The 21,673-nt window shown below is 42.4% G+C and carries 11 protein-coding genes; 9 read left to right on the forward strand and 2 right to left on the reverse strand.

The features are described 5' to 3' along the window. Positions 1-148 precede the first annotated feature (148 nt). On the reverse strand, positions 149-5,530 hold the full coding sequence (locus tag P2W82_RS05315; protein WP_336514812.1) for a CHAT domain-containing protein: 5,382 nt from the start codon (positions 5,528-5,530) through the stop codon (positions 149-151). 244 nt (positions 5,531-5,774) lie between these two features. Here P2W82_RS05315 and P2W82_RS05320 point away from each other — a divergent pair, with 244 nt between their 5' ends. Beyond that, entirely contained in the window at positions 5,775-6,101 is a 327-nt protein-coding gene (locus P2W82_RS05320) for an ArsR/SmtB family transcription factor (RefSeq protein WP_336514813.1), read from the forward strand. Next, on the forward strand, positions 6,098-6,553 hold the full coding sequence (locus P2W82_RS05325; RefSeq protein WP_336514814.1) for an SRPBCC family protein: 456 nt from the start codon (positions 6,098-6,100) through the stop codon (positions 6,551-6,553). The genes P2W82_RS05320 and P2W82_RS05325 overlap by 4 nt, the downstream gene beginning before the upstream one ends. A 141-nt stretch (positions 6,554-6,694) precedes the next feature. Here P2W82_RS05325 and P2W82_RS05330 read toward each other — a convergent pair whose 3' ends face one another. After that, positions 6,695-8,512 carry an alkaline phosphatase gene (locus P2W82_RS05330; RefSeq protein WP_336514815.1) on the reverse strand — a complete coding sequence of 606 codons (1,818 nt, stop codon included), beginning with the start codon at positions 8,510-8,512 and terminating at the stop codon, positions 6,695-6,697. A 444-nt stretch (positions 8,513-8,956) separates the two neighbouring features. Here P2W82_RS05330 and P2W82_RS05335 point away from each other — a divergent pair, with 444 nt between their 5' ends. The 7 genes from P2W82_RS05335 to P2W82_RS05365 all read left to right on the forward strand — a co-directional run bounded on the left by P2W82_RS05335 (position 8,957) and on the right by P2W82_RS05365 (position 21,537). After that, positions 8,957-9,688 carry a hypothetical protein gene (locus P2W82_RS05335; RefSeq protein ID WP_336514816.1) on the forward strand — a complete coding sequence of 244 codons (732 nt, stop codon included), beginning with the start codon at positions 8,957-8,959 and terminating at the stop codon, positions 9,686-9,688. Between the two features lie 32 nt (positions 9,689-9,720). Further along, positions 9,721-12,492: a TonB-dependent receptor gene (locus tag P2W82_RS05340; protein ID WP_336514817.1), complete on the forward strand. Its 2,772-nt coding sequence runs from the start codon at positions 9,721-9,723 to the stop codon at positions 12,490-12,492. A 39-nt stretch (positions 12,493-12,531) separates the two neighbouring features. Continuing rightward, positions 12,532-13,710 carry a DUF4249 domain-containing protein gene (locus P2W82_RS05345; protein ID WP_336514818.1) on the forward strand — a complete coding sequence of 393 codons (1,179 nt, stop codon included), beginning with the start codon at positions 12,532-12,534 and terminating at the stop codon, positions 13,708-13,710. Between the two features lie 137 nt (positions 13,711-13,847). Then, a complete protein-coding gene (locus tag P2W82_RS05350; RefSeq protein ID WP_336514819.1) occupies positions 13,848-15,014 on the forward strand; it encodes a DUF4249 domain-containing protein in 1,167 nt (388 codons plus the stop codon). Positions 15,015-15,041: 27 nt separating this feature from the next. Then, a complete protein-coding gene (locus P2W82_RS05355) occupies positions 15,042-17,420 on the forward strand; it encodes a hypothetical protein (protein WP_336514820.1) in 2,379 nt (792 codons plus the stop codon). A gap of 395 nt (positions 17,421-17,815) precedes the next feature. Further along, positions 17,816-18,415, forward strand: a complete 600-nt coding sequence (locus P2W82_RS05360) for a DJ-1/PfpI family protein (protein WP_336514821.1) — start codon at positions 17,816-17,818, stop codon at positions 18,413-18,415. A 698-nt stretch (positions 18,416-19,113) separates the two neighbouring features. Next, positions 19,114-21,537, forward strand: a complete 2,424-nt coding sequence (locus P2W82_RS05365; protein ID WP_336514822.1) for an ABC transporter permease — start codon at positions 19,114-19,116, stop codon at positions 21,535-21,537. Positions 21,538-21,673 lie beyond the last annotated feature (136 nt).

Here is a 21,673-nt window from a genome sequence, read left to right on the forward strand (position 1 = left end):
TTTCTTTCCTTTTTTTCCCGACTTCCTGTCTATCATTTGTTGATACGAAGGTTCTTTATTCCAATTTGAAGAAGACGGGATAGGAGAAGTCCGGAAACTAAGAAACGGGAAATCTGATTCCGTAACAAACCTTCAAATTTCCTGCTCACTATACCAGGTCCTCATATCTCTCTAAACCTTCCCTTATCGCTTTAAGCTTTGTAGCTAATAACGATGTGTTTTTTCCATCAGGCACCAACTGTTCAAGAATTATCCCGAATTCCTGTATGGCTTTTCGTTTGTTACGGGAGCCAGCTTTTGTCCAGGCGCGATAGTACTTGTCGATGATTTCAGTTTCATCTGCCTTTCCGTTTTTGTGAATCAGTTGCAAAAGTTTGTATGTAGGCTCTTCAGTCAAATTGCGCAAATCAGATGATTCGAAATCCGATTGCTCAAAAATATCCGTGAGTGTTTTCAGAAATTGTTTTTCAGAAACGATTGTATTCCCTTGCCTGAAGCCAATCCATTTACGGCCCATTATTCTGGCCGATATGAACTTAACGATTGCGAGATTTAAAAGAGCTTCATTGTCTTTATAAGATGACAATTCCCATGCTTTGAGATATTGCTCAATCGACTTTTGCAATTGCTTTAAACGAAGCTGATCTTTATGCATCAGTGCTGATCGCCTGTACATATGACCCAGGTACAGACTTCCACTGATGGATTGTGTAAAACTATTGAGCTGTTCAAGTGCAGTGATAGGGTCTGACTTTTCATTTTTTCCTGCGGAGGATTTTGCAGATTTCTTCGCAGGTTTTTTTATTTCAATGCCTTTATTATTTTGAACAGCAAGAAAGTCTGTGAGGATTTTTCTCGATTCAAGATCATAATAAAACTCCCTTGCACCAATACCATATTTTGCATTTCCCTTTTTAAATAGCCGATCAAACTTCTCCAATGCTTTATCATAATGCCCCAGCTCCATATATGCATTACCAAGGCGTTCCAGCAAAATTTCAGCTACGTCTCCGAGCTGTTCCATTTCCTCTTCGAGTTCTGCCAGTTGATCAAGGAGATTATCGTGTTTGTAATAAGTAATATCGCAACAGCTGAGTATTCTGTCAAGATCATTTTCCAGTTGCTGAATCAATCTTGGCGACTTCGATTTTAAAGAAGCCCCTCCTTTTATGTCAATTGGAAATTTATAATGCGGATCGCCATAACATTGAAAGGCACCCCAGGTATTCGTATACCTATATTTCTCGTGTACGTATTTCCTGGCATTCAGTACTGCATCGCCAAATGATTGATTGCCATCCAGCATGGATTCATAGAACCTGGTGGCAAATTCTTCTGCAGCCAGATCATCTACTTCCCACCCCGCTACAATTACAGCCTTCACGCCGATCCTGATGAGTTCAGTTCCGATATTTGCTGCCAGCTTATTTCTGCCGGCCGACAATTCTTCCGCGAACGGATGAACGCGCCCAAGGTGACAACAATTGACGAAAACAAATTCAGGCGGCGTTGGAAGTTTTTCAATTTCACCTGATGACAGAATCATCGGTTCATTTGCATCTTTTTTCTTTCCGATCAGCATGCCCGTTCTCTTCCAGTCCGTTGGGTCGAAAATGCCATGACCGGACAGATGTACAATCATGTAATCTTTCCTGAAAAGCGATCTGATAATTTCATTGTGATCACTCCTGATCAGCGGCGGCTCCATATCGACCGCAAATTTTTGAAGACAGGAAGCGACTTTTTCTGCTTCGCGTTTTGCACCATCCAATTGACGTGCTTTTGTAAAGCCTGCCAGATCAGGATCCCCAACAATCAATACGTTTTTAGTGCGGGTCGAAGCAGTAACCTGTTTGTATTCGGAAATCGACAACTGTCTTATCATCCCGGCTCCTATACAAAGGGGTTTATCATAATCGCCACCGGTTTGAAGTAGTTCCCAGGGAAATGCTGCACTGTAATTATCCAATACCCAAAGTACATTACTGTTGCGGTTAATGTTTTCCTTGAAGTTTGTTGGAATGAGAAGATTGAAAATCGCTTTTGCAGAATCATGGCTCCATCGATCCTTAACAGATATACTTTCGATCATTTCTTCGATCAAGGCAATATTATTATAGATTTCCTGGCTCTCTTCGCGCGATGTGTTCGTGGCGGAGTAGAAGTTCAACACATTATCTCCTTTGTGTTGTACACTCAGTCGCTGCCACCAGCTGGAAGTACCATCATCAATCAACCTCCGACGTGCCCCGGGTAACTGTTTTGTGCGCGGGGTATTCCATACGAGATTCAGATTATCGCTGTTTCCTTTGATAAGCCGGTCCAGACTTCCATAACATTGAATGGCCTTATCTTCAAACAGTTCGATAAATTCAAGATGATCAACATACAGATCAGCAATACCGGTTGTTTTCATTGCTTTTGTATTCGCATTGACTATACCCTGCAGAATTGCTCTCGTCGAATGTTCCATGGATAAACCCCCATAGTAACCCGCAATGATCAGACTTGACAAACCGATTTTTGCCGACCGCAGTTTCTTATCTGTCTTGTTCTTTTTGAATTTTTTGATCCCATCAGTGAGTAAATAATTGGATACGGCTTTTTCGATAGTGACCATCAGCTGATATGCACTCAGTTCCTCCATCTGGCCCAAACCGACAACAATGCAACCGTTGAAAATATCCTTGCTTTCGCTTTCAAAAAAGTCGCTCGTGCCAATCAGCCCGGGATATATACCGAGTGCATGTTTCTCTGCGAGCGCATTTCCAAGATATTTGTTCGCAACATTTTCTGCATTGAGTATTCCGTCTTTTGCAAAGTGACCAATCAGTATCGGATAGGCGCTGTACATCAAATCCCCGTAGCTTACACTTACCTTCAGAATAGGACTTGGTGGAAGTATATCCGCTTTATTTTCATCAAGCCCAAGTATCGCAGTTTCCATCTGATCAGGACTCGTGTCGTACTCAATGAGGCTGATATCAGAAATCGATCTTTTACCGGTTTCGCCAATCGGATTTTTGCTGAACTCCGCTTTTTCTGTAAACCCTTTTTCAAGTATATCTGTTAATCCCGGAAACAAATGGCTCCTGCCTGCCAGTTTTCCATGGCTCACATTCACATAATACAGCGAACCATCATTTTTGATTTTGTCAGGAATACCTAACTCCCATGTTACACTTTCATCTCCCTCTGATGTATTCTCAAATTTGAGTTCGTCGTTAATCACTACATATCCAGCGACTGTTTTATCGGCTTTACCTGCGATGTACACAATGCGTGAATAATCAAATTCACTATCCGCATCAATTGCCGACTTTTTGTATCTATCGAAAAGATCTATTTCGTGATTTGCAGGAATTTCCCAGTCGTAACCTGAATATTTTTTTAAATCCGCCCACTCGTCTGTATCTGAATAATTGATTTCTCCTTTTAACGGAAGAAGATTCATTAAGCCTGGGTAACGTATAAACATATTGATGAGATCGCCACGCCGCTGACTGGAATCAATGACGTCAATTATCCTGATGACCTGGTCTCTTCCTGCAGCAAGTTGTGGTATGCGATAAGAGCCCATCCACGGAGTTCCCATCAGTATGCATCTGAATAGTGTCATCCCGCATAGCATTTTCCAGGTTGCGGTATGATGTATCATCAGCTCACGTACCACCAGACCCCCCATTGAATGTGCAATGATCTGGATTTGCTGCTTTGTTGAAAAAAGTTCGTTGATAACATCATTCAATTTCGCTGCAGCGTCAGTCACGGAAAGTCTCCAGTCGTAAGGAAAAAGCAATACATCGTATTTAACAGACAAGTACTCGAACAAATCAGCATATGCCGATCTGATCAAAGCAGTTGCGCTTACGTCTTTTTCTGTTATGGCGAGGTGTTGAAGTCCACCGGAAAGAATCTGCCATGGATTTAACCAGATGAAATCTTCTTTGGTTTCAAGTACAGATCCCATAATCCCGGGCAGCAGAATGATGACAGGTTTTTTACCTGAAATTTTTTGAGGAAAAAGTCGGCCGCTCTGAATACCAGCGACGCCACGTTTTTCCTCAACCCCTAATCTCAATTCTCTTTCCTGGAAACCAGGAATAGAATCTCCTGTTGCAGTCAAGGCACATTTAATTGCTTCCTTAGTAGTCTTGTTTTTAAAATAGCTGAAATGACTGACATCATTGCCTTCGTCGAAAAAATACAACACCTTACTATTCCTGATGGAACCCTGGTACATCGATTCCGTGTTCACCATCATATCATTTTTTGCACCACCATAAACAAATTTTAACAGCAGCACAGCAAGCCCTCTGAGGTTAAAACTAAATTTTGCACTTCCAGCAATTACGATAAGTTTATTGTTAAAGCCAACAGGTTTTCCGGAAATGATTTGTGGCGAATTGAGGACTTTGATAAAGATGGAATCCGGACTCTGAATTGCAAGACCGGGCAAAACATCGACATTGCTTTTTTGTTCCAGCACAGCTGCAATCATTGACTTAATGAGCCCAACGATTGTAGTAATAACAGGGCCTAATGCAGCGGAGGCAAGGGAAATTAAATTGATGAGTGTGTTCAGGAAAAAATCCAGACGTTTTGTAAGAAGAGAGGTTCCCTGCGCCGCGCATGCTATTCTGACGAACCTGTCAATTTTGATGCTCTTTTGTTTGGCTAAGGTTCTCAGTGTTAAAATTTTGGTGACCTCTTCATGCAAACCCGCCTTGGTAAAGATGGCTACTTCATCATCAGTAAAACCATTTTCATTTTCAGTGAAACGAACCATGAGTTCTCCAACATAACCTCCGCGTGATGTGGTAAGAAAAGAAACAGTTGAATTTTCAGGAAGCAATTGCATCAATTCAAGCGCATTGTCCAGCGGTCCGTCGATCAGTGTTTTGTGTTCAAAACAATAAATTTCAAAGGCAAACTTTTCAAATATTTCGAACCACAGATCAGAATCTTTCAGATGTTTAAATGAATCTTCCGTAGATGCAGCCGTGCCATGAATCAGCACCAGAATAGGTTTCCCGGGAAAAAACCTGGGCTCCATGAAATCAAAATTTCTCGTCAGTCGATACAATCCACTTCTTCCAGCCAGGAATTTTTCTTCAAGCCTTGCAGCTATGGTTGCAACACTTTCCTTAACCGCTTTCTTAACAAAAATCTTGAGGAAGAGAATTTTAATTTTATCAAAAAGACCGCGTGTTTGATTCTCGTTCGTAATAAAAGCAGGGAGATAAGGAATTTCTGTTGCAGAACGTTTGACTGAACCCTCATCTAACAAATCGGCGATAATGGTTTTATCGCCAAACCAGGTGGTATTATCTTCAAAAATAAATTCCACGAGCTGATTCTCCTGCAGGTTGATTATTATTTCGTCGCCTTCGCCTCTTGTAACGGAAAGACTGTATACTTCCTGTACTTCAAACCCGCCATCCATTTTACTATCCGGGAATAGTACTGGCGTTTCGATTTTTGTACCACTAATTTTAAACGTATCACCGACGGAAATTTTTCTAGGCATATTGATCTGATTTGCTCGTTGAATTGTGCATATGACCACAAGAGATCGCTGCAGTTTTTGCGGGACATTGAATTTACCGAATTATCGAAAAACAGCTCACCGTAAAAACACGGTTAAGTTTTACTATGGCTCCAGGATTTCCGGCTGACAGAAAATACCATCCACTTGCTATTCTGAAAAAAGAGAAAGATAAAATTTTGCGCAGTCATATAACTGCATATATTCGCAGTCAAATAGCTGCATAATGGAAACAAGGAGGGATATTTTCCAGGCGATAGCAGACCCGACCAGGCGGGCCATTTTGAGTTTGCTGGCTGCGCAGGCATTGACAGCAGGCGCCATTGCTGAAAACTTTGATTCCGCAAGGCAGACCATTTCAAAACATATCCGGATCCTTAGTGAATGCGAGCTGCTGACCAGTCGTCAGCAGGGCCGTGAAGTGTACTACTATTTCAATCCAAAAAAACTGAAAGAGATAGACAACTGGCTGGAACCATTTCGTCTGGTATGGGAGACAAGGTTCGACAATATCGATGCTTTGATTAAAAAACTTAAAAACAGCAAAAAATGAAAGCAGCTGAAACAACCCGCAACCATGTTACGATCGAAAGAGTTTTTGATGCGCCTGTTGAATTGTTGTGGCGCATCTGGACCGAGCCGGAATTCATTATGCAATGGTTTGGTGGTGATCCGAACGGAACGGTGATTTCAGCAGAAATGAATCTGTCTGTCGGCAAAGTCTATAAAATAAAATTTGCTGACTCCAATGGCAGCGAACACACTGCTTTTGGAGAGTTCACACTGGTTGAAAAAGCAAAACGACTTCATTACTCCTGGGAATGGCTTAGTGAGCCCGGGAAAATTTCAAATGTTGAAGTTGAATTTCTTGATATGGGAGATCAATCCAAACTGGTACTCGTTCATAAAAATCTTCATCCTGATTCAAGCCATGAATACCAGGTAGGTTGGACGAATGCCATTAATAAGATTGATCCTATTGCAAAAAGACGGGTTAAACGTTAAACGTAGAACGTTAAACGTAGAACGTAAGCCTATCCGGATGTCGATTGCGCCGATAATTGGTAAGACGGCCAATTGTCAGGCACTCGTTACACGCAGGTTCCGGCGTTCTACGTTCAACGTACAACGTTCAACGTACAACGTTCAACGTGCAACCTTCAGCGCTTTCAGAATCCTGCTGAATATTTCTGTATTCTCATAAACACCCCGGAACAATTGTGATTGCGGGCCGTATGCAAATACTGGTACCGGAATTGCTGTATGCCCGCCTGTTGAAAACTGTCCGTTAATCATACCGCTTTCATAATCGCCTCCGGTTAGGGTTAACCCTCCTGTTTCATGATCTCCCGTTACAATGATCAGGGTTTCGCCATTGCTGTCAGCAAACTGCATTGCTTTGCCAATCACCTGGTCAAAATCCAGTAATTCAGAAACCGCGTAAGGCAGCTTGTTTGCATGTCCGCCATGATCGATCTGCGCGCCTTCCAGCATCAGCAGAAAGCCGTTTTTATCTCTGCTCAACAGGGAGATCGTTTTGTCAAATGCGGTTTCCGCCCATTGTTTTCTCCCCCTTTCCATTGACAGGGCAGCTACTGAATCTGCAACGATCAATGGAAGTTTACTGGAAGATGAAACCGAAGTTAAAGAGTGGGTAACCGAGAATTTTTTTCTGAGTGCGGCAGCGGCTGAATCATACTGGCGCATATTACATGCACCCATGATCACATCGACCCTTGCTTTTGCAAGATCTTCCATCATTCCTTTATAATCACTGCGCTGACTCCGATGGGCATAAAACGAGGCTGGTGTTGCATCGCGGAAATCTCCGGTTGTTACAATCGCGGTTCTCATTTTCCTGGTAGCAATAATATCCGGCAGTAAAGTGAGTTTCGCTCCGGTGTGATCGACACCTACTGAACGGTTATTTGTTTTTTTACCTGTCGACAACGCCGTCGCCCCGGGGGCTGAATCAGTAATATAGCTATCGTAGGAACTGGTTTTTGATAAACCTATCTGACGCATGCTGAATACATTCAACGCCGCATGGTTTGCTGTATATCCCGCGTACCACTGCGCAAGCCCGGTACCATCTCCGATAAGGATGATTACGTATTTCACAGGTTTCTCCAGACCATCGTTCCGGTATTTAGGTGTGTACAGTTTGTGTGGAGAAGAGCCTGAAAATGTTCGGTCGGGATACTGTTTCAGAAACGTGGCCAAAGCTTCCACCCGATCGGTATTCAGGTAATCGATCCCCAGGGACACAAAAGTGTTCCAGCTATTGATATTATCCGGTGCAGCCCAGAACCTGATTTTTTTATTTGCTTCATGAGCTTTTTGCACCGCTGCGGATATCCTGGCCTTATCGTTTTCCGGAAGCAAGCCCGTTCCTTTCCAAACGGAGTATTGCTGAAAATTCCCGCTCATCATCTCAATCTTATTCAATTCTTCCGGGCTGTAAGAGGCATTTAAATCACCATCAAATAAAATCCATGCAGGATATTCATGATAAGTAGATGCTGAAGGACGGTTACCGGAAATAACAATTTTAAGTGTTGAAGTTGTTGTCAAAGCCGGGTATCCCTTCAATATTTCGACCAACCGGGTGAGTGTCGGTATGGCTTCGGTTTTTATATCGATCATCAACTGGAGCTTCTTCGACGTGTCCGCATATACATAGCCGTTATTTCCGGTAACCACCTGTGCGAGAGGGATAAGATAAAGCGAATCCAGACCCCTTTGTAATTTCATTTGTTTCGTATCGTGTGCTACAATCAGTTTTCCTTTATCAAGAAACACATCAGCTTCAATGGATCCAAAACCCTGCTGCCAGGCTGCTTTAAAAGGAAACTTCTGTTCATAATCATTATGCGAATGTGCATTTGAAGGACTGTAGGACTGTGATGCGGAGACATCAGCAAAAGACATAAAGATCACACAGAGGAAGACGAAGATTTTCATTTGCGAAATTTTTAGAACAGAAGGAATAATTGTAAAGAGAAGAATTTATCAGATCGGTATCTCCCCTTGTCCATGAAACTTATGTTAACCCTGTAACACGTAAAAATATTTAACCAGGGCTGCTTAAGTTTCCCGCGATTCAACCGGATAAGATAACACTATTCACGACTATATTCAGCGTCAGCAATTCCCACCGGCAAAAATTATCCCATCAATTGTAACGAGGCAGCCGATTTATTTGTCATGAACTTTTGTTTTCCAGGTGGCCACCAGATTTTCGGAGATACCGGCATCTAAAGTTCATTGCCTGCGTAGTTTAAATAAGTGAAACAACCATGCTGCAGAAATTGCCGTTCTGTTGCGCAACTTATCTAGACAATTAAGGGGATATTTTCAGGGATTAAATAAGTATATTACAGATTTCTAACTGCTTAAAATTTTTGTTTGAAAAGAGTATTGCTGTTGCATGGCCTATGTTGCATCTGCCTGTGCCAGGCGGCTGTATCACAGAATAAGTCGGAAGACAGTGCATCGTTTCAGTCTGCATATGCCAAAAGCATTGAAATTTATCATCAGTCAATTTATCCCAGTACGACGTTATACAACGGTGCTAAATATACCGGGTACCCATTTCCATTTAAAGAAGGCCATCCCTACTTTATTTCAGCTGTAACCGGTGTCGGAAGTATAGAAAAAGGAGGTGTGCTTTATAATGACGTCAAGTTCCTTTTTGACATTGTCCGCGAAAGGCTGATTGTATTCAGTCCCGAACAGGAAGCCATCCTGATCACCAATGATCTCATCAAATCATTTGCAATACACAATTATCATTTTATACACGTACGTGATCAGAACGCGTCCATCCGTGCAGGCTATTATGCATTGTTGTACGATGGGTCAGTCCAGGTATTGTGGAAAAACTGGAAAATCATCCGGTCAGTAATAGAACAATCTTCTGAGCAGCGATATATCGACGAGAGAAATCAATATTACCTGAAGAAAGGCGACAAATACTATCCTATATCAGGCAAACGTGATGTGCTGAAGATATTGAAAGATAAAAAGGCGGAATTACAGCAATTGATCCGTAAAGAAGATCTGTCTTTCAGGAAAAGTGAGATAGCGAAATCCCTCACAAGGATTGCCGGTTATTACGATCAGCTTATAAAACAGTAATATAAATTCTGCCAAACAGGATAATTGCACGGATGAAACGGATTATCAATACATTTTTGACCGGCTGCATTTTGCTCTGCTGCAATCTGTGCGGACAGGGCCAGACTAAAGGAATATCGGGCGATTATAAACAAATCAGGCTGCCCCAGTTATTAAAAGAAATACAGAAACAAACGGACTATCGTTTGTTTTATGATCCGCAAAAACTGGATACGCTCGCTCAGAATATTTCATTTGATAATCAGTCGATTGAAAAAGTATTGACAAAAGCATTTGCAGAAACGGAGCTTGTTTTTTCAATTGATGCCAACAAAAACATTTTCATCACCAGGGGCCAGGCTGTAAAAACCACCCTGCCTCAGGGATTTTTACCTGCGCCGGGTCGCGTAACTGCAGCAGCGGGACAACGCCCTATTGACGACCTGGATGCTGAAGAGCAGGATGCGAATCGCGCAAGAGCTGTAGTTGATAACAGGTTATATATTATTGGCGATAAGAATCAACCTGCCTCCGGCAATATTACGGTTACCGGATATGTGCGTGATGCAAAAAGCGGCGAGCCTGTTATTGGTGCTTCAGTATATATAGATAAACCACGGGTGGGCGCATCTACCGATCAATATGGCTATTATTCATTTCAGTTACCCAGGGGTCGCTATATTCTGAATGTGCAAAGTATCGGTATGCGTGATGCCCGCCGCCAGATACAGCTGTACAGTGAAGGCAAGATGAACATTGATATGGAAGGACAGGTGCTTTCGCTGAAAAGAGTAGTTATCTCGGCAGCCAAGGTGAACAATATCCGCAGCACACAAATGGGCGTCGCCAAATTGGACATTAAAGCCATCAAACAGATTCCGGCAGTTCTTGGAGAAGTGGATTTGCTGCGTGCGGTACTGACCCTTCCCGGTGTGAAGACAACCGGCGAATCAAGTACTGGTCTCAATGTTCGCGGTGGTTCCGTGGACCAGAACCTGATCCTGTTCAACGACGCTACCATTTATAATCCTTCCCATTTCTTTGGAATGTTTTCCGCATTCAATCCCGAAGTGGTGAAAGACATCGAATTATACAAAAGCAGTATGCCTGCACGTTATGGCGGCCGCCTTTCGTCGGTACTGGATATCAAAAGCCGCGAAGGAAACAAGAAAAAATTCACGGGTTCTGCAGGTCTTGGTTTGGTTACCAGCAGGCTCAATATAGAAGGGCCATTGATCAAAGACCGCACCACTTTCATGGCCGGTGTCCGCGCGACTTATTCCAACTGGATGATGAAATTTCTGCCCGATGAATATGAAAACAGCCGTGCAGGTTTTTATGACGCCAACCTGAACGTCACCCACGAATTCAATAAAAAAAATACCCTGTTCATCACCGGGTATATGAGTGGCGATAAATTCAATCTGAATAACGATACCACCTACGGATATAGCAACAGGAACCTATCATTGAAACTGAAAAGTATTTACAGCAACAAACTTACCGGAGTGATTACTACGGGGTATGATGAATACAATTATGATATTTCGTCAGACAATAACCCTTACAACGCTTATAAGCTTAACTTTTCCATACAGCAGTATTATTTCAAAGCCAACTTCAATTATTACATCAACAATAAACACGCGCTGGATTTCGGATTCAATACACTCTATTATAAATTGAAACCAGGAGCGCTAAGAGCAGTCGGCGAGCAATCTATTGTCATTCCGGAAACCGTTTCCCAGGAACAGGCGCTTGAATCAGCGTTGTACCTGAGCGACAAATTCAATGTGAATGATAACCTAAGCATCGAAGGCGGAATACGCTATGTGCTGTACAATTATCTTGGTCCGCAGGATATAAGACAATATGCGCCTGGTGTTCCGAGAACCGTTGATAATATCACCGACACGATCAGTTACGGAAAAAATAAAAATATCCAGAATTACGGCGGAGCTGAATTCAGGGTATCGGCACGTTATAGTTTCAGTGATGCGTTTTCTATAAAAGCGGGGTTCAATTCGCAGCGCCAGTTTATACATATGTTATCCAATACAGCTGCAATGGCACCGACAGATATCTGGAAGCTCAGTGACCCCAACATAAAACCGCAATACGGCGAACAGTACTCATTGGGTCTGTATAAAAATTTCAAATCGAATACCATTGAAACTTCCGTGGAGGTTTATTACAAGAACATCCGGAATTTCATGGATTATAAAAGCGGCGCAGTGCTGATCATGAATCCCCATGTGGAAACTGATGTGCTGAATACAAAAGGAAAAGCCTACGGGGTGGAATTGCTTGTGAAAAAATCAACGGGCAAACTCAATGGATGGATCAGCTATACATACTCAAGGATTTTGCTGAAGCTGGATGACCCGATTGCAGGGGAAAATATCAACCAGGGTAACTGGTACCCATCTTCTTATGATAAGCCACACGATGTGACCGCAATTGCGAATTACAGGTTTAGTCACCGGGTAAGCGTTTCATTGAACAGCACCTATAGCACAGGCAGACCGATCACTGTTCCGGTGGGACTCTTCTACTATGCCGGTTCGCTTCGTACGCTGTATGCAGACAGAAATTCATATCGTATTCCTGATTATTTCAGGATGGATTTTTCTATGAACGTTGATGGCAATCACCGGGTGAAGCAGAAAGTACATCTCTCCTGGACTTTCGGGGTATACAATTTAACTGGCAGGAAAAATCCTTATTCAGTTTATTATATTTCAGAAAACGGAGTAGTCACCGGGTATAAACTGTCCATATTCGGAGCCGTTATTCCATTTATCAATTTAAACCTGAAATTTTAACAGCAGGCATGAAACAAATGTTAAACCCTCATTCTGAACATGACATCAGTTAATTCCATATCGATACGCTTGAAAAAAGCGCTGGCTGTTCTTGTTATGGTCGTACTTGTAACTGCCTGCAGGGAAAAATTTGAAGCCGATCTCCCCTCTCCGGCGACGGGTTATCTGATTGTGGAGGGCATCATTAATGTGGGAGACGAAGCTGTAACGATGATAAAGTTGTCGCGCACCACTCCGCTGGACAGCAGGGCGGTTACGCCTGAGAACAATGCGCAGGTATTTATTGAAGATGAACAGAATCATCAGTATGAACTTGCTTTATCGGACAGCGGTCAGTACTATTCGCAACCGCTCGATCTGCCTGTAAATGTCAGGTATCGTTTACATGTGATCGCAGACGCAAAAGAGTATTACTCAGGATTTACAGATACCAAAATTGCTCCTGAAATAGACAACCTCTACTGGGAGCCAAAGACAGACGGTATTGAAATACAACTGGACACTGACGATCCATTGGGAAACAGCCGGTATTATTACTGGAATTTTACGGAAACATGGGAGTATAATGTGCCCTACTTCGCCGTTCTTAAATATATCCAGGCTTCGAACACAGTCGACTATCGCGGCGCTGGCGATCCTGAAATATTCAAGTGTTATCATACACTGGAATCATCAAGTATAGTGATCGCGTCCACTGCGAAACTGAGCCAGGACCTGGTATTTGCAAAGCCCATTACTTTTGTTTCAGCCACCAACACTTCGAAACTTGTAAACAGGTACAGTATCATCGTAAGGCAATCCGTTCTTTCTAAAGATGCATATGAGTATTTTGAAAGAATGAAAAAGAACACCGAACAGACCGGATCCATATTCGATGCGCAGCCATCTCAGCTCAGGGGAAACATAAAATGTAAAACGGACAGTTCTGAAATTGTGGTCGGGTATATTTCAACGTCAAGTATAACCGAAAAGAGAATTTTTGTATCACGGGTGGAATTGCCCGCATTCAATCATATGAATCCTTTTTCCGCATGTATGTTAGATACGGTGAAGTTGCATCCGGATTCTTTAAGAGAAGCATTTTATTACGGGTCCAATCTCCCTATTGATTATTGGACAAATGATGCCGGAATAAGAAATGGTGTGGTCGGCAGTGCAAGTTTTTGCGTTGACTGCAGAGAGCAGGGTGGTTCGAATGTCAGGCCTTCGTTCTGGTGAAAAAGAAAACGGAATAAATGGAGCTGTGTTGAATGCACAGCTTTCGTATCATCGAGAATACAGCCAGCATTGGATAAATGTGTGGATTGCAGAGTACCGGGACAAATGTGAAACTTTCTTTCTGGCCTTAGAAAAAAATGCAAAAACTTCTTCTCATATCCTGCTTGGTGGTTATGGCCTGTGGCTGTAAAGAAAAGTTCTATGCGGACTTACCCTCTCCAGCGACAGGTTTCCTTATTGCCGAAGGCGTTATCAATATCGGCGATAAAGTAAGAACAGAAATTCGGTTGGCCAGAACAACAGCGCTTGATAATCCTGACGTTCAATTCGAAGAAAATGCCCGTGTGTATATTGAAGATCAGCAAAACGACAGGATTGAACTTTCTCATGCAGATAGTGGAAAATTTATTTCTCCTGAACTAAGTTTACCTACGGGCAGACAATACAGGCTGCGGATAATCGCTAACAACAAGGAATATGTATCCGGATTCACTGAAGCAAAAATTTCACCCGCAATTGACAGTTTATTCTGGGTCCCTAAGGACGACGGTATCGAAATCCGGTTAATGACGCATGATACGCAAAATGCAAGCAAGTACTATTCCTGGAGCTATATAGAAACCTGGCAATATTCAACACCCTATTTTTCTACGATAAAATTTGATCCGGCGACAATTACGGATCCGATATTACCACCAATAGTCCCCAGGCTTTCATCAGACCCGCCAATCTACACCTGCTGGATGACTGTTCCATCCAGTTCCATTGTCATTGGAAGTACGGTAAACCTAAGTGAGGACATTATATACGCAAAGCCAGTCAGGTTTGTCTCTGCCTCTAACTCCAACCGGCTAGTATCTCACTACAGCATTATTGTAAAGCAATCTATACTTCCTAAGGAAGGCTATGAATATCTTCAGCGAATGCAGAAGAATACGGAGCTGACCGGGTCTGTTTTTGATTCGCAGCCCTCCGAACTGCGCGGGAATATTACCTGTGTGAGTGACAGTTCAGAAATAGTTGTAGGATTTATCTCTGCATCAAGTATTACAGAAAAACGAATTTTTATTAAACGCGAGGAGTTGCCTCAGTTGAATATTAATACACTATACCAGGACTGCTATATTGACGAGCTGCCATATATACGCGATACAATGATATACTGGTTTGAATCCGGAAGTTATATCCCTGTGCAACCAAAAGAAGTTCTCGGTCGCGTTGTTGCGGTATCATATTCTTACAACAAATGTGTGGATTGCCGGAAATTGGGAGGATCAAATCAAAAGCCGTCTTTCTGGCCATAACTTTTTTAATTTATAATATTTCATTCTGTGATTCGATCATTTAATAAGAAACTGGAGTTTATTGTTCTGCTGACAACGGTATTGTCTGCTAACGCTGTCGCACAGACGACGGACGAAATGGCGCCTTTGCGTACAAGACTGGAGACTTACAACAACAATGTACTGGAAGAAAAGATTTTTGTACATACCGATAAACATTTGTACCAGTCAGGCGACATCATGTGGTTGAAAGTATACTGCGTTGACAGCCGGCAAAACAAACCCCTGAACCTGAGCAAAGTGGCCTATATCGAATTGCTGGATAATCAGAACCGGCAGGTGATGCTTGCAAAAGTGGCGCTGGATTCAGGTTTTGGTGCCGCTTCAGTTGTAATTCCATCGACGCTTCCTACAGGCAATTACAGACTTCGCTCGTACACGCACTGGATGAAAAATTTCAGCGAAAATTTTTTCTATCGTCAGGATATAACAGTAACGAATGGGCGAAGAATTTTACCTGAAACAAAAGTGCCGCAACCGGAATACAATGCGGAGTTTTTTCCAGAAGGAGGCCATGCAGTAAAAGGTCTTGAATCAAAAATTGCTGTTAAGGTTACGGATCAATACGGCAAAAGTGCTGACTTTATGGGATTCATAGTTGATCAGAAAAAAGATACCGTTGTAAGATTTCAGCCGCTCGTGTTTGGTATGGGAAGTTTCAGATTTACTCCTGAGACAGGAAACAGTTACCAGGCAGTAATTAAATTCCCAGATGGAAGTTTGCAAAGCTCAGCATTCGAGGCAATAGAAAATGAAGGATATGTGATGTCAGTGTCTAATGATGAAGATGGAAATATAGAGGTAAAACTCAATAGTAACATCAGTAATGCTTCTAAGCTGTATGTCCTCGTTCATACCCGACTATCTTTAAAGATTGCGGAAATGGTAAAACTGGTGAACGGGCAGGGGATCGTGAAGATCAGGGAGAAAGGTCTTGGCGAAGGGGTATCGACAATTACTGTATTCAATGCATCCCGCGAACCTGTCTGCGAACGCTTGTATTTCAAACAACCGTCAAAAATTAAAAACCTTACAGTAAAAACGGACCAGGCAGATTATCAGAACAGAAAAAAAATTAACCTTGATGTCAGCTCTTCTGATACCAATCAGGGAAATTTTTCATTGGCAGTGTACCAGGTTGATTCAGCTTTTTCAAAAGAATTTTCAGGAATTTCTGAATGGCTGTGGTTGCGATCCGAGTTGAAAGGCCGGGTGGAACATCCTGAATTTTACTTTGATGAAAAAGAACCCAATCGCAAACCTGCCCTTGAAAATTTACTGCTCACACAAGGCTGGCGGCGTTTCGACTGGAAATCACCGAATACGGTTCCTGCATTTACTTTCGAACCCGAATACAATGGTGTAATTGTATCGGCAAGAATAATTGATTCACGCAATGGTGCGCCTGCTCCACGTATCCAGGGTTTTATCGGTGCACCAGGAAGCCGAACCAATTTTGTATCCGGTATCAGTAACGACAGCGGCTACCTGAAACTGGAAATGCCTGATCTCTACGGCAGTTCTGAACTCGTACTTCAGACAAATTCGCTCAACGGTGATAGTGTTTACAGGGTAGATATCATACAGCCATATGCTGAGAAGCCCGAAACTGATTCGATTACCCCGTTGATTATTACTGCCGCAGACACCTCGGGTATTCTTGATCGGATGATCAGTACGCAGGTGCAGTCTGTTTACAAAGAAGAAGAACTCAACAGGTTTGATACACTTTCCATTGATACCACAACATTTTATACCAGGCCTGATAAACGGTATTACCTCGATGACTATACCCGCTTTACCACGATGGAAGAAGTTCTCCGTGAGTATGTACAATGGGTGAACGTAAAAAAACAGGCGGACAATTTTCATCTGACAGTATATGATGAGGAAAGAAAAGTAATCATGTCTGATGATCCGCTGGTACTGATGGATGGGGTACCTGTGTTCAGGATCAACAAGGTACTCGAACTGAATCCACTAAAAATGCAGAAGCTGGATGTGATCGCAAAAAAATATGTACTCGGAAATACCAGCTTTGATGGCATACTGAATTTTGTTTCATTCAACGGCGATCTTGAAGGTCTCACCCTGGATCGCAACGCAACTGTTGTAGATTATGACGGCCTCCAGTTAAAAAGAGAATTCTATTCACCTGTATATAACGGACTGGACAGCACTGTAGAATCAATACCCGATTTCAGAACCACATTGTACTGGAATCCTGAAGTGAAACTGAAAAACGGCACACCGGTCAATTTCTCTTTTTACTCAGGTGATCTTAAAGGAAATTACATCGTTGTGCTTGAGGGACTTTCCGGGCAGGGAGTCAGTGGTGAGGCAGTGACGAGGTTTACGGTGAAGTAGAGGCAGTAGGCAGGAGCCTGCCTGCCGGCAGGAGAATTAGGGGTTAGAGATTTAGTGACGAGTATTGGGAAGTAAAAACCTGCAATGAAATACAGATTTCTGGCGTATAAGTGTTTTTAACTCCGGTTGATAAAACAGGGTATTCTTGTTTTGAATTGAAGTCAATCGTATAAAATTAATGCTTGATACTCATTCCTATTCCCTGAAAATGCTGCCTTCCTTTGCCGGGAAGACACCAAGGCTCTAAGGATGCTCTAAGATAAACTTCGAACAAACTTCGCGTCTTCGAGGGCGCCATTGGGTTGATCACAGGATAAGGTATATATAAAAAATATTGGTGTGTTGCCAATAGTGAGATCTCATCTAAAATCTTCTTAATTACTTATCTTTAAAGCATGTCGACTAAGAAAATTCTCATCATTACCGGCGATGCCGGAGAGAGCTACGAAACACTGTTTGCCATCCATCGTTTTCGTGAATCCTATTACGAACCTGTCATCGCATCCAACAAAGTAAAAAGACTAAACCTCGTGATCCATGAACTGGAGCCGGGATGGGATACCTATCGTGAGCGCCCAGGTTACTGCGTGCCTTCAGATATCAGTTTTGAGGATGTCAATGTATCCGATTATGATGGGGTGTTGCTGATCGGTGGAAGAGCTCCCGAATTTTTACGACATGACATGCAGGTGCTCCGCATATTAAAGGAATTTGATCAACAAGAGAAGTGGTTGTTTGCTATTTGTCATGGCATTCAGATCTTAACCGTTGCTGGCCTGGTAAAAGGAAAGAAGGTCACCTGCTACGAACATGTACATTCAGAAGCCGAAGCCTATGGCGCGACATATATCCGCAGCGAAGAAGCAGTCCGCGACGGGCGCCTGGTAACCGGCCAAACCTGGCAGTCACACCCGGAATTTTATCGGCTGGTTTTCGAATGCCTCGAAGAAACAGCTGTACAATCTTCAGAAAAAATTGAAACAATAGTTCTCTAAGCAGTGATTTACTCATAGCGTCATCTGCACTAAAAGGGTATTGATCTACGGGTAATAATATTCTGGTCGGGTTCCGGCAGGTAACATCTTTGCATATTCCCGAAATGCTGATGAAATTCTGGCACAAAAAAGATTTTATCCCTGCGATACCTATTCTTTTTTGGATTCTGAGGATCGGCATCCCGGCCATCGTTATCTGAAAAATTCTTTAACTGGTTCTGCATTGATCTGCGAGTAGGTAATCAGCGCGAATCAGCGGGAAAATTTCTGCCATCGAAGAAATCTTTTTTAGATCAGTTCATTTCCCGCAGATAATACGCAGATGGGCGCAGATAGGAAACATTTGTTGTTATCTGCGTAAATCATCATCAATCCGCGGGAAAATAATTGTTTGCAAAGGAAGATTTTCTCCCGTAGATTTTTGCAGATTGGCGCAGATAGGAAACATTTGTTATTATCTGCGTAAATCACCGTCAATCCGCGGGAAAATAATTGTTTGCAAAGGAAGATATTCTCCCGCAATCCGCAGATTGAAAGGCACGCTGATTTTCGCTGATTAGAAAATCCGGTTGATAAATACTGATTGCCGGTTATCTGAAACCGCTCACTTGATGTATCAGTTTCACACGAGAATTTGCCAGAAATGTGATGTAAATGATTGACTACTGGTCGCATCACAAGAAGGCAATTGTGTTGGGATGAAACATCTTCCATTCCTTTCTGTCTTTATAACAATACCGAATGCGATGTTCAAAAACTACATTAAAACAACACTGCGCAGTCTTTGGAAAAACAGGACTTATAGTTTTTTAAATCTTTTTGGTCTGGCAATAGGAATCGCTTTTTCAGCCCTTATTTTTCTGTGGGTGGAAGCTGAACTCGATTTTAATTCAGCATTTAAAAAACGGGATTATATCTACCGTATCATGGAAAATGTAGAGGTGAATGGCGAGATCAAAACAGGTGGAAGTACGCCAGGCCCGCTGGCACAGGCTATAAAAGAAGAAATCCCGGGTATCACAAATACAGCACGGCTGAGTTGGTTTATGCCGCAACTGCTGGAATGGAATGAAACAAAGATTCGTGAAACCGGTGTATATGCAGACACTTCTTTTCCTGATATGATGACCTTGGATTTCGTTAAAGGAAATTCAAAAAGTGTTTTGACTGAACCGGATGCTGTGATCATCAGTGAATCGCTTGCAAGAAGGGTATTCCACAATGAAAATCCTATTGGTAAAACAATAAAGATGAATGCGGGTGAATCATTCAGCGTAGATGGACTTTTTAAAGTAACCGGAGTTTTTAAAGATGTTCCCCGGAACTCATCATACCAGTTTCATTGGGTTTCACCTTATACAAGATTTGAGGACCGGAATGACTGGATAAAACCCTGGACGAATACACTCACAGAAACGATTGTTGAGTTATCTCCCGAAGCCAAACGAAGTGAAGTACAGGCAAACCTTTCAGGATTTCTTTCCAAAAAATTAACCGGATGGAAAGGAGAACTGATCCTGTTTTCGATGAATGATTGGTACTTGAGAAATGTATTTGTCAATGGAAAAACTGAGGGCGGAAAAGCAACATATGTTTATCTTTTTTCTGTAATTGCATTTGTGATTATGCTGATTGCATGTATCAATTTTATGAACCTGGCTACGGCACGTTCTGAAAAACGTGCAAAGGAAGTAGGAATCAGAAAAGTAATGGGGTCGGGAAAATCAAAACTGATACTTCAGTTCCTGGGAGAGTCGCTGACCATGACCTTTATCGCCTTGTTTATCGCGTTGGGTATTATTTATCTCGTATTACCGGCTTATAATCAACTCGTAGAAAAGGACCTTAATGTCAAACTGTTTACAGCACCGCATGTAGTGGTACTCACAGGAATCGTGTTGATTACAGGTCTGCTTGCCGGAAGCTATCCGGCATTTTATCTTTCTGCATTTAACCCGATAAAAGTGCTGAAAGGATTGAATATAAAAAGTGCAGGTGGTGCAGTATTCATCAGGAAAGGATTGGTCGTAACACAATTTACTTTTTCCATCGCACTGATCATTTGTACTCTTATAATTTATCAGCAGATCAATCATATCAAAACCCGCGACCTCGGATTTACAAAGGAGAGGTTGATTCATATGGCTGCACCGACCGGAATCAAAGAACACTTCCCGGCCGTAAAACAACAGTTGATCTCAACGGGCGTGGTTGATAATGTTGCAATGAGTCTTCACGAGCCCCTACATCTATACAGCAGCTCCACCAATTTTCGCTGGCAGGGAAAAGATCCTGAAAGCAAAACGGAAGTTCACTCCAACACGGTGAGCCCGGAATACCTGTCTACAATGGGAATGAAAGTTATAGAAGGAAGAGATTTTTATAGTTCTTCGGAAGCAGATAGCAACAGTGTAATTATCAATAAAAGTCTCGCTGATATTATGGGCGTGGAAGGGAAAGCCGGAGCGATATTATCGGTGGGTAAAAATGACTTCCAGGTTATTGGTATAATCAATGACTATGTATACAATGATATGTATGGATCAGGGATGCCGGCTGTTCTGTATTGGGGGCCAATGGCCGCGTCTTCCATGACCATCAAACTGAAAGATGGTGTCGATCTTTCGAATGCACTGGGAAAAACGATGAATGTGATCAAAGCCAGCAATGCAGGTCAGCCTTTGGAATTTCGCTTTGTGGATGATGATTTTAATGCACTTTTTAAAACAGAAACGTTGACCGGGAAACTTGCCGGCATATTTGCTGCGCTTGCAATACTGATTTCCTGCCTGGGTCTGTTTGGTCTTGCTGCATATACCGCAGAAAAACGTACGCGCGAAATCGGAGTCCGGAAAGTATTAGGCGCATCTTCACTAAAACTTGCTACTTTACTGGCGAAAGAATTTATTCAGCTCGTAATTATTTCCTGTGCAATTTCCTTTCCGCTGGCATGGTGGGTAGTGAATAGCTGGCTCCAGAATTTCGCCTATCGTACGGCAATCCATTGGTGGGTATTTTCTGTAGCAGGATTAGTGGCAGTGTTCATCGCAGCAGTAACGGTAAGTTCCCAGGCGATCAAAGCAGCACTGGCGAATCCTGTAAGAAGCCTGAGAACAGAATAATCAGGCTATCAAGAGAAAGGTAAGGAGTAAAAAGTGATATAAGAGGGAAGTGTGAGTTGCAGATGGCAGTCAGCAACAACAAATACTGAACCCTTTTGACTTTAACCTGCTCCTTACCTCTCTTTTTATATTTCAA

The sequence above is a fragment of the Pollutibacter soli genome, from assembly GCA_029269725.1.
Taxonomy (GTDB): domain Bacteria; phylum Bacteroidota; class Bacteroidia; order Chitinophagales; family Chitinophagaceae; genus Pollutibacter; species Pollutibacter soli.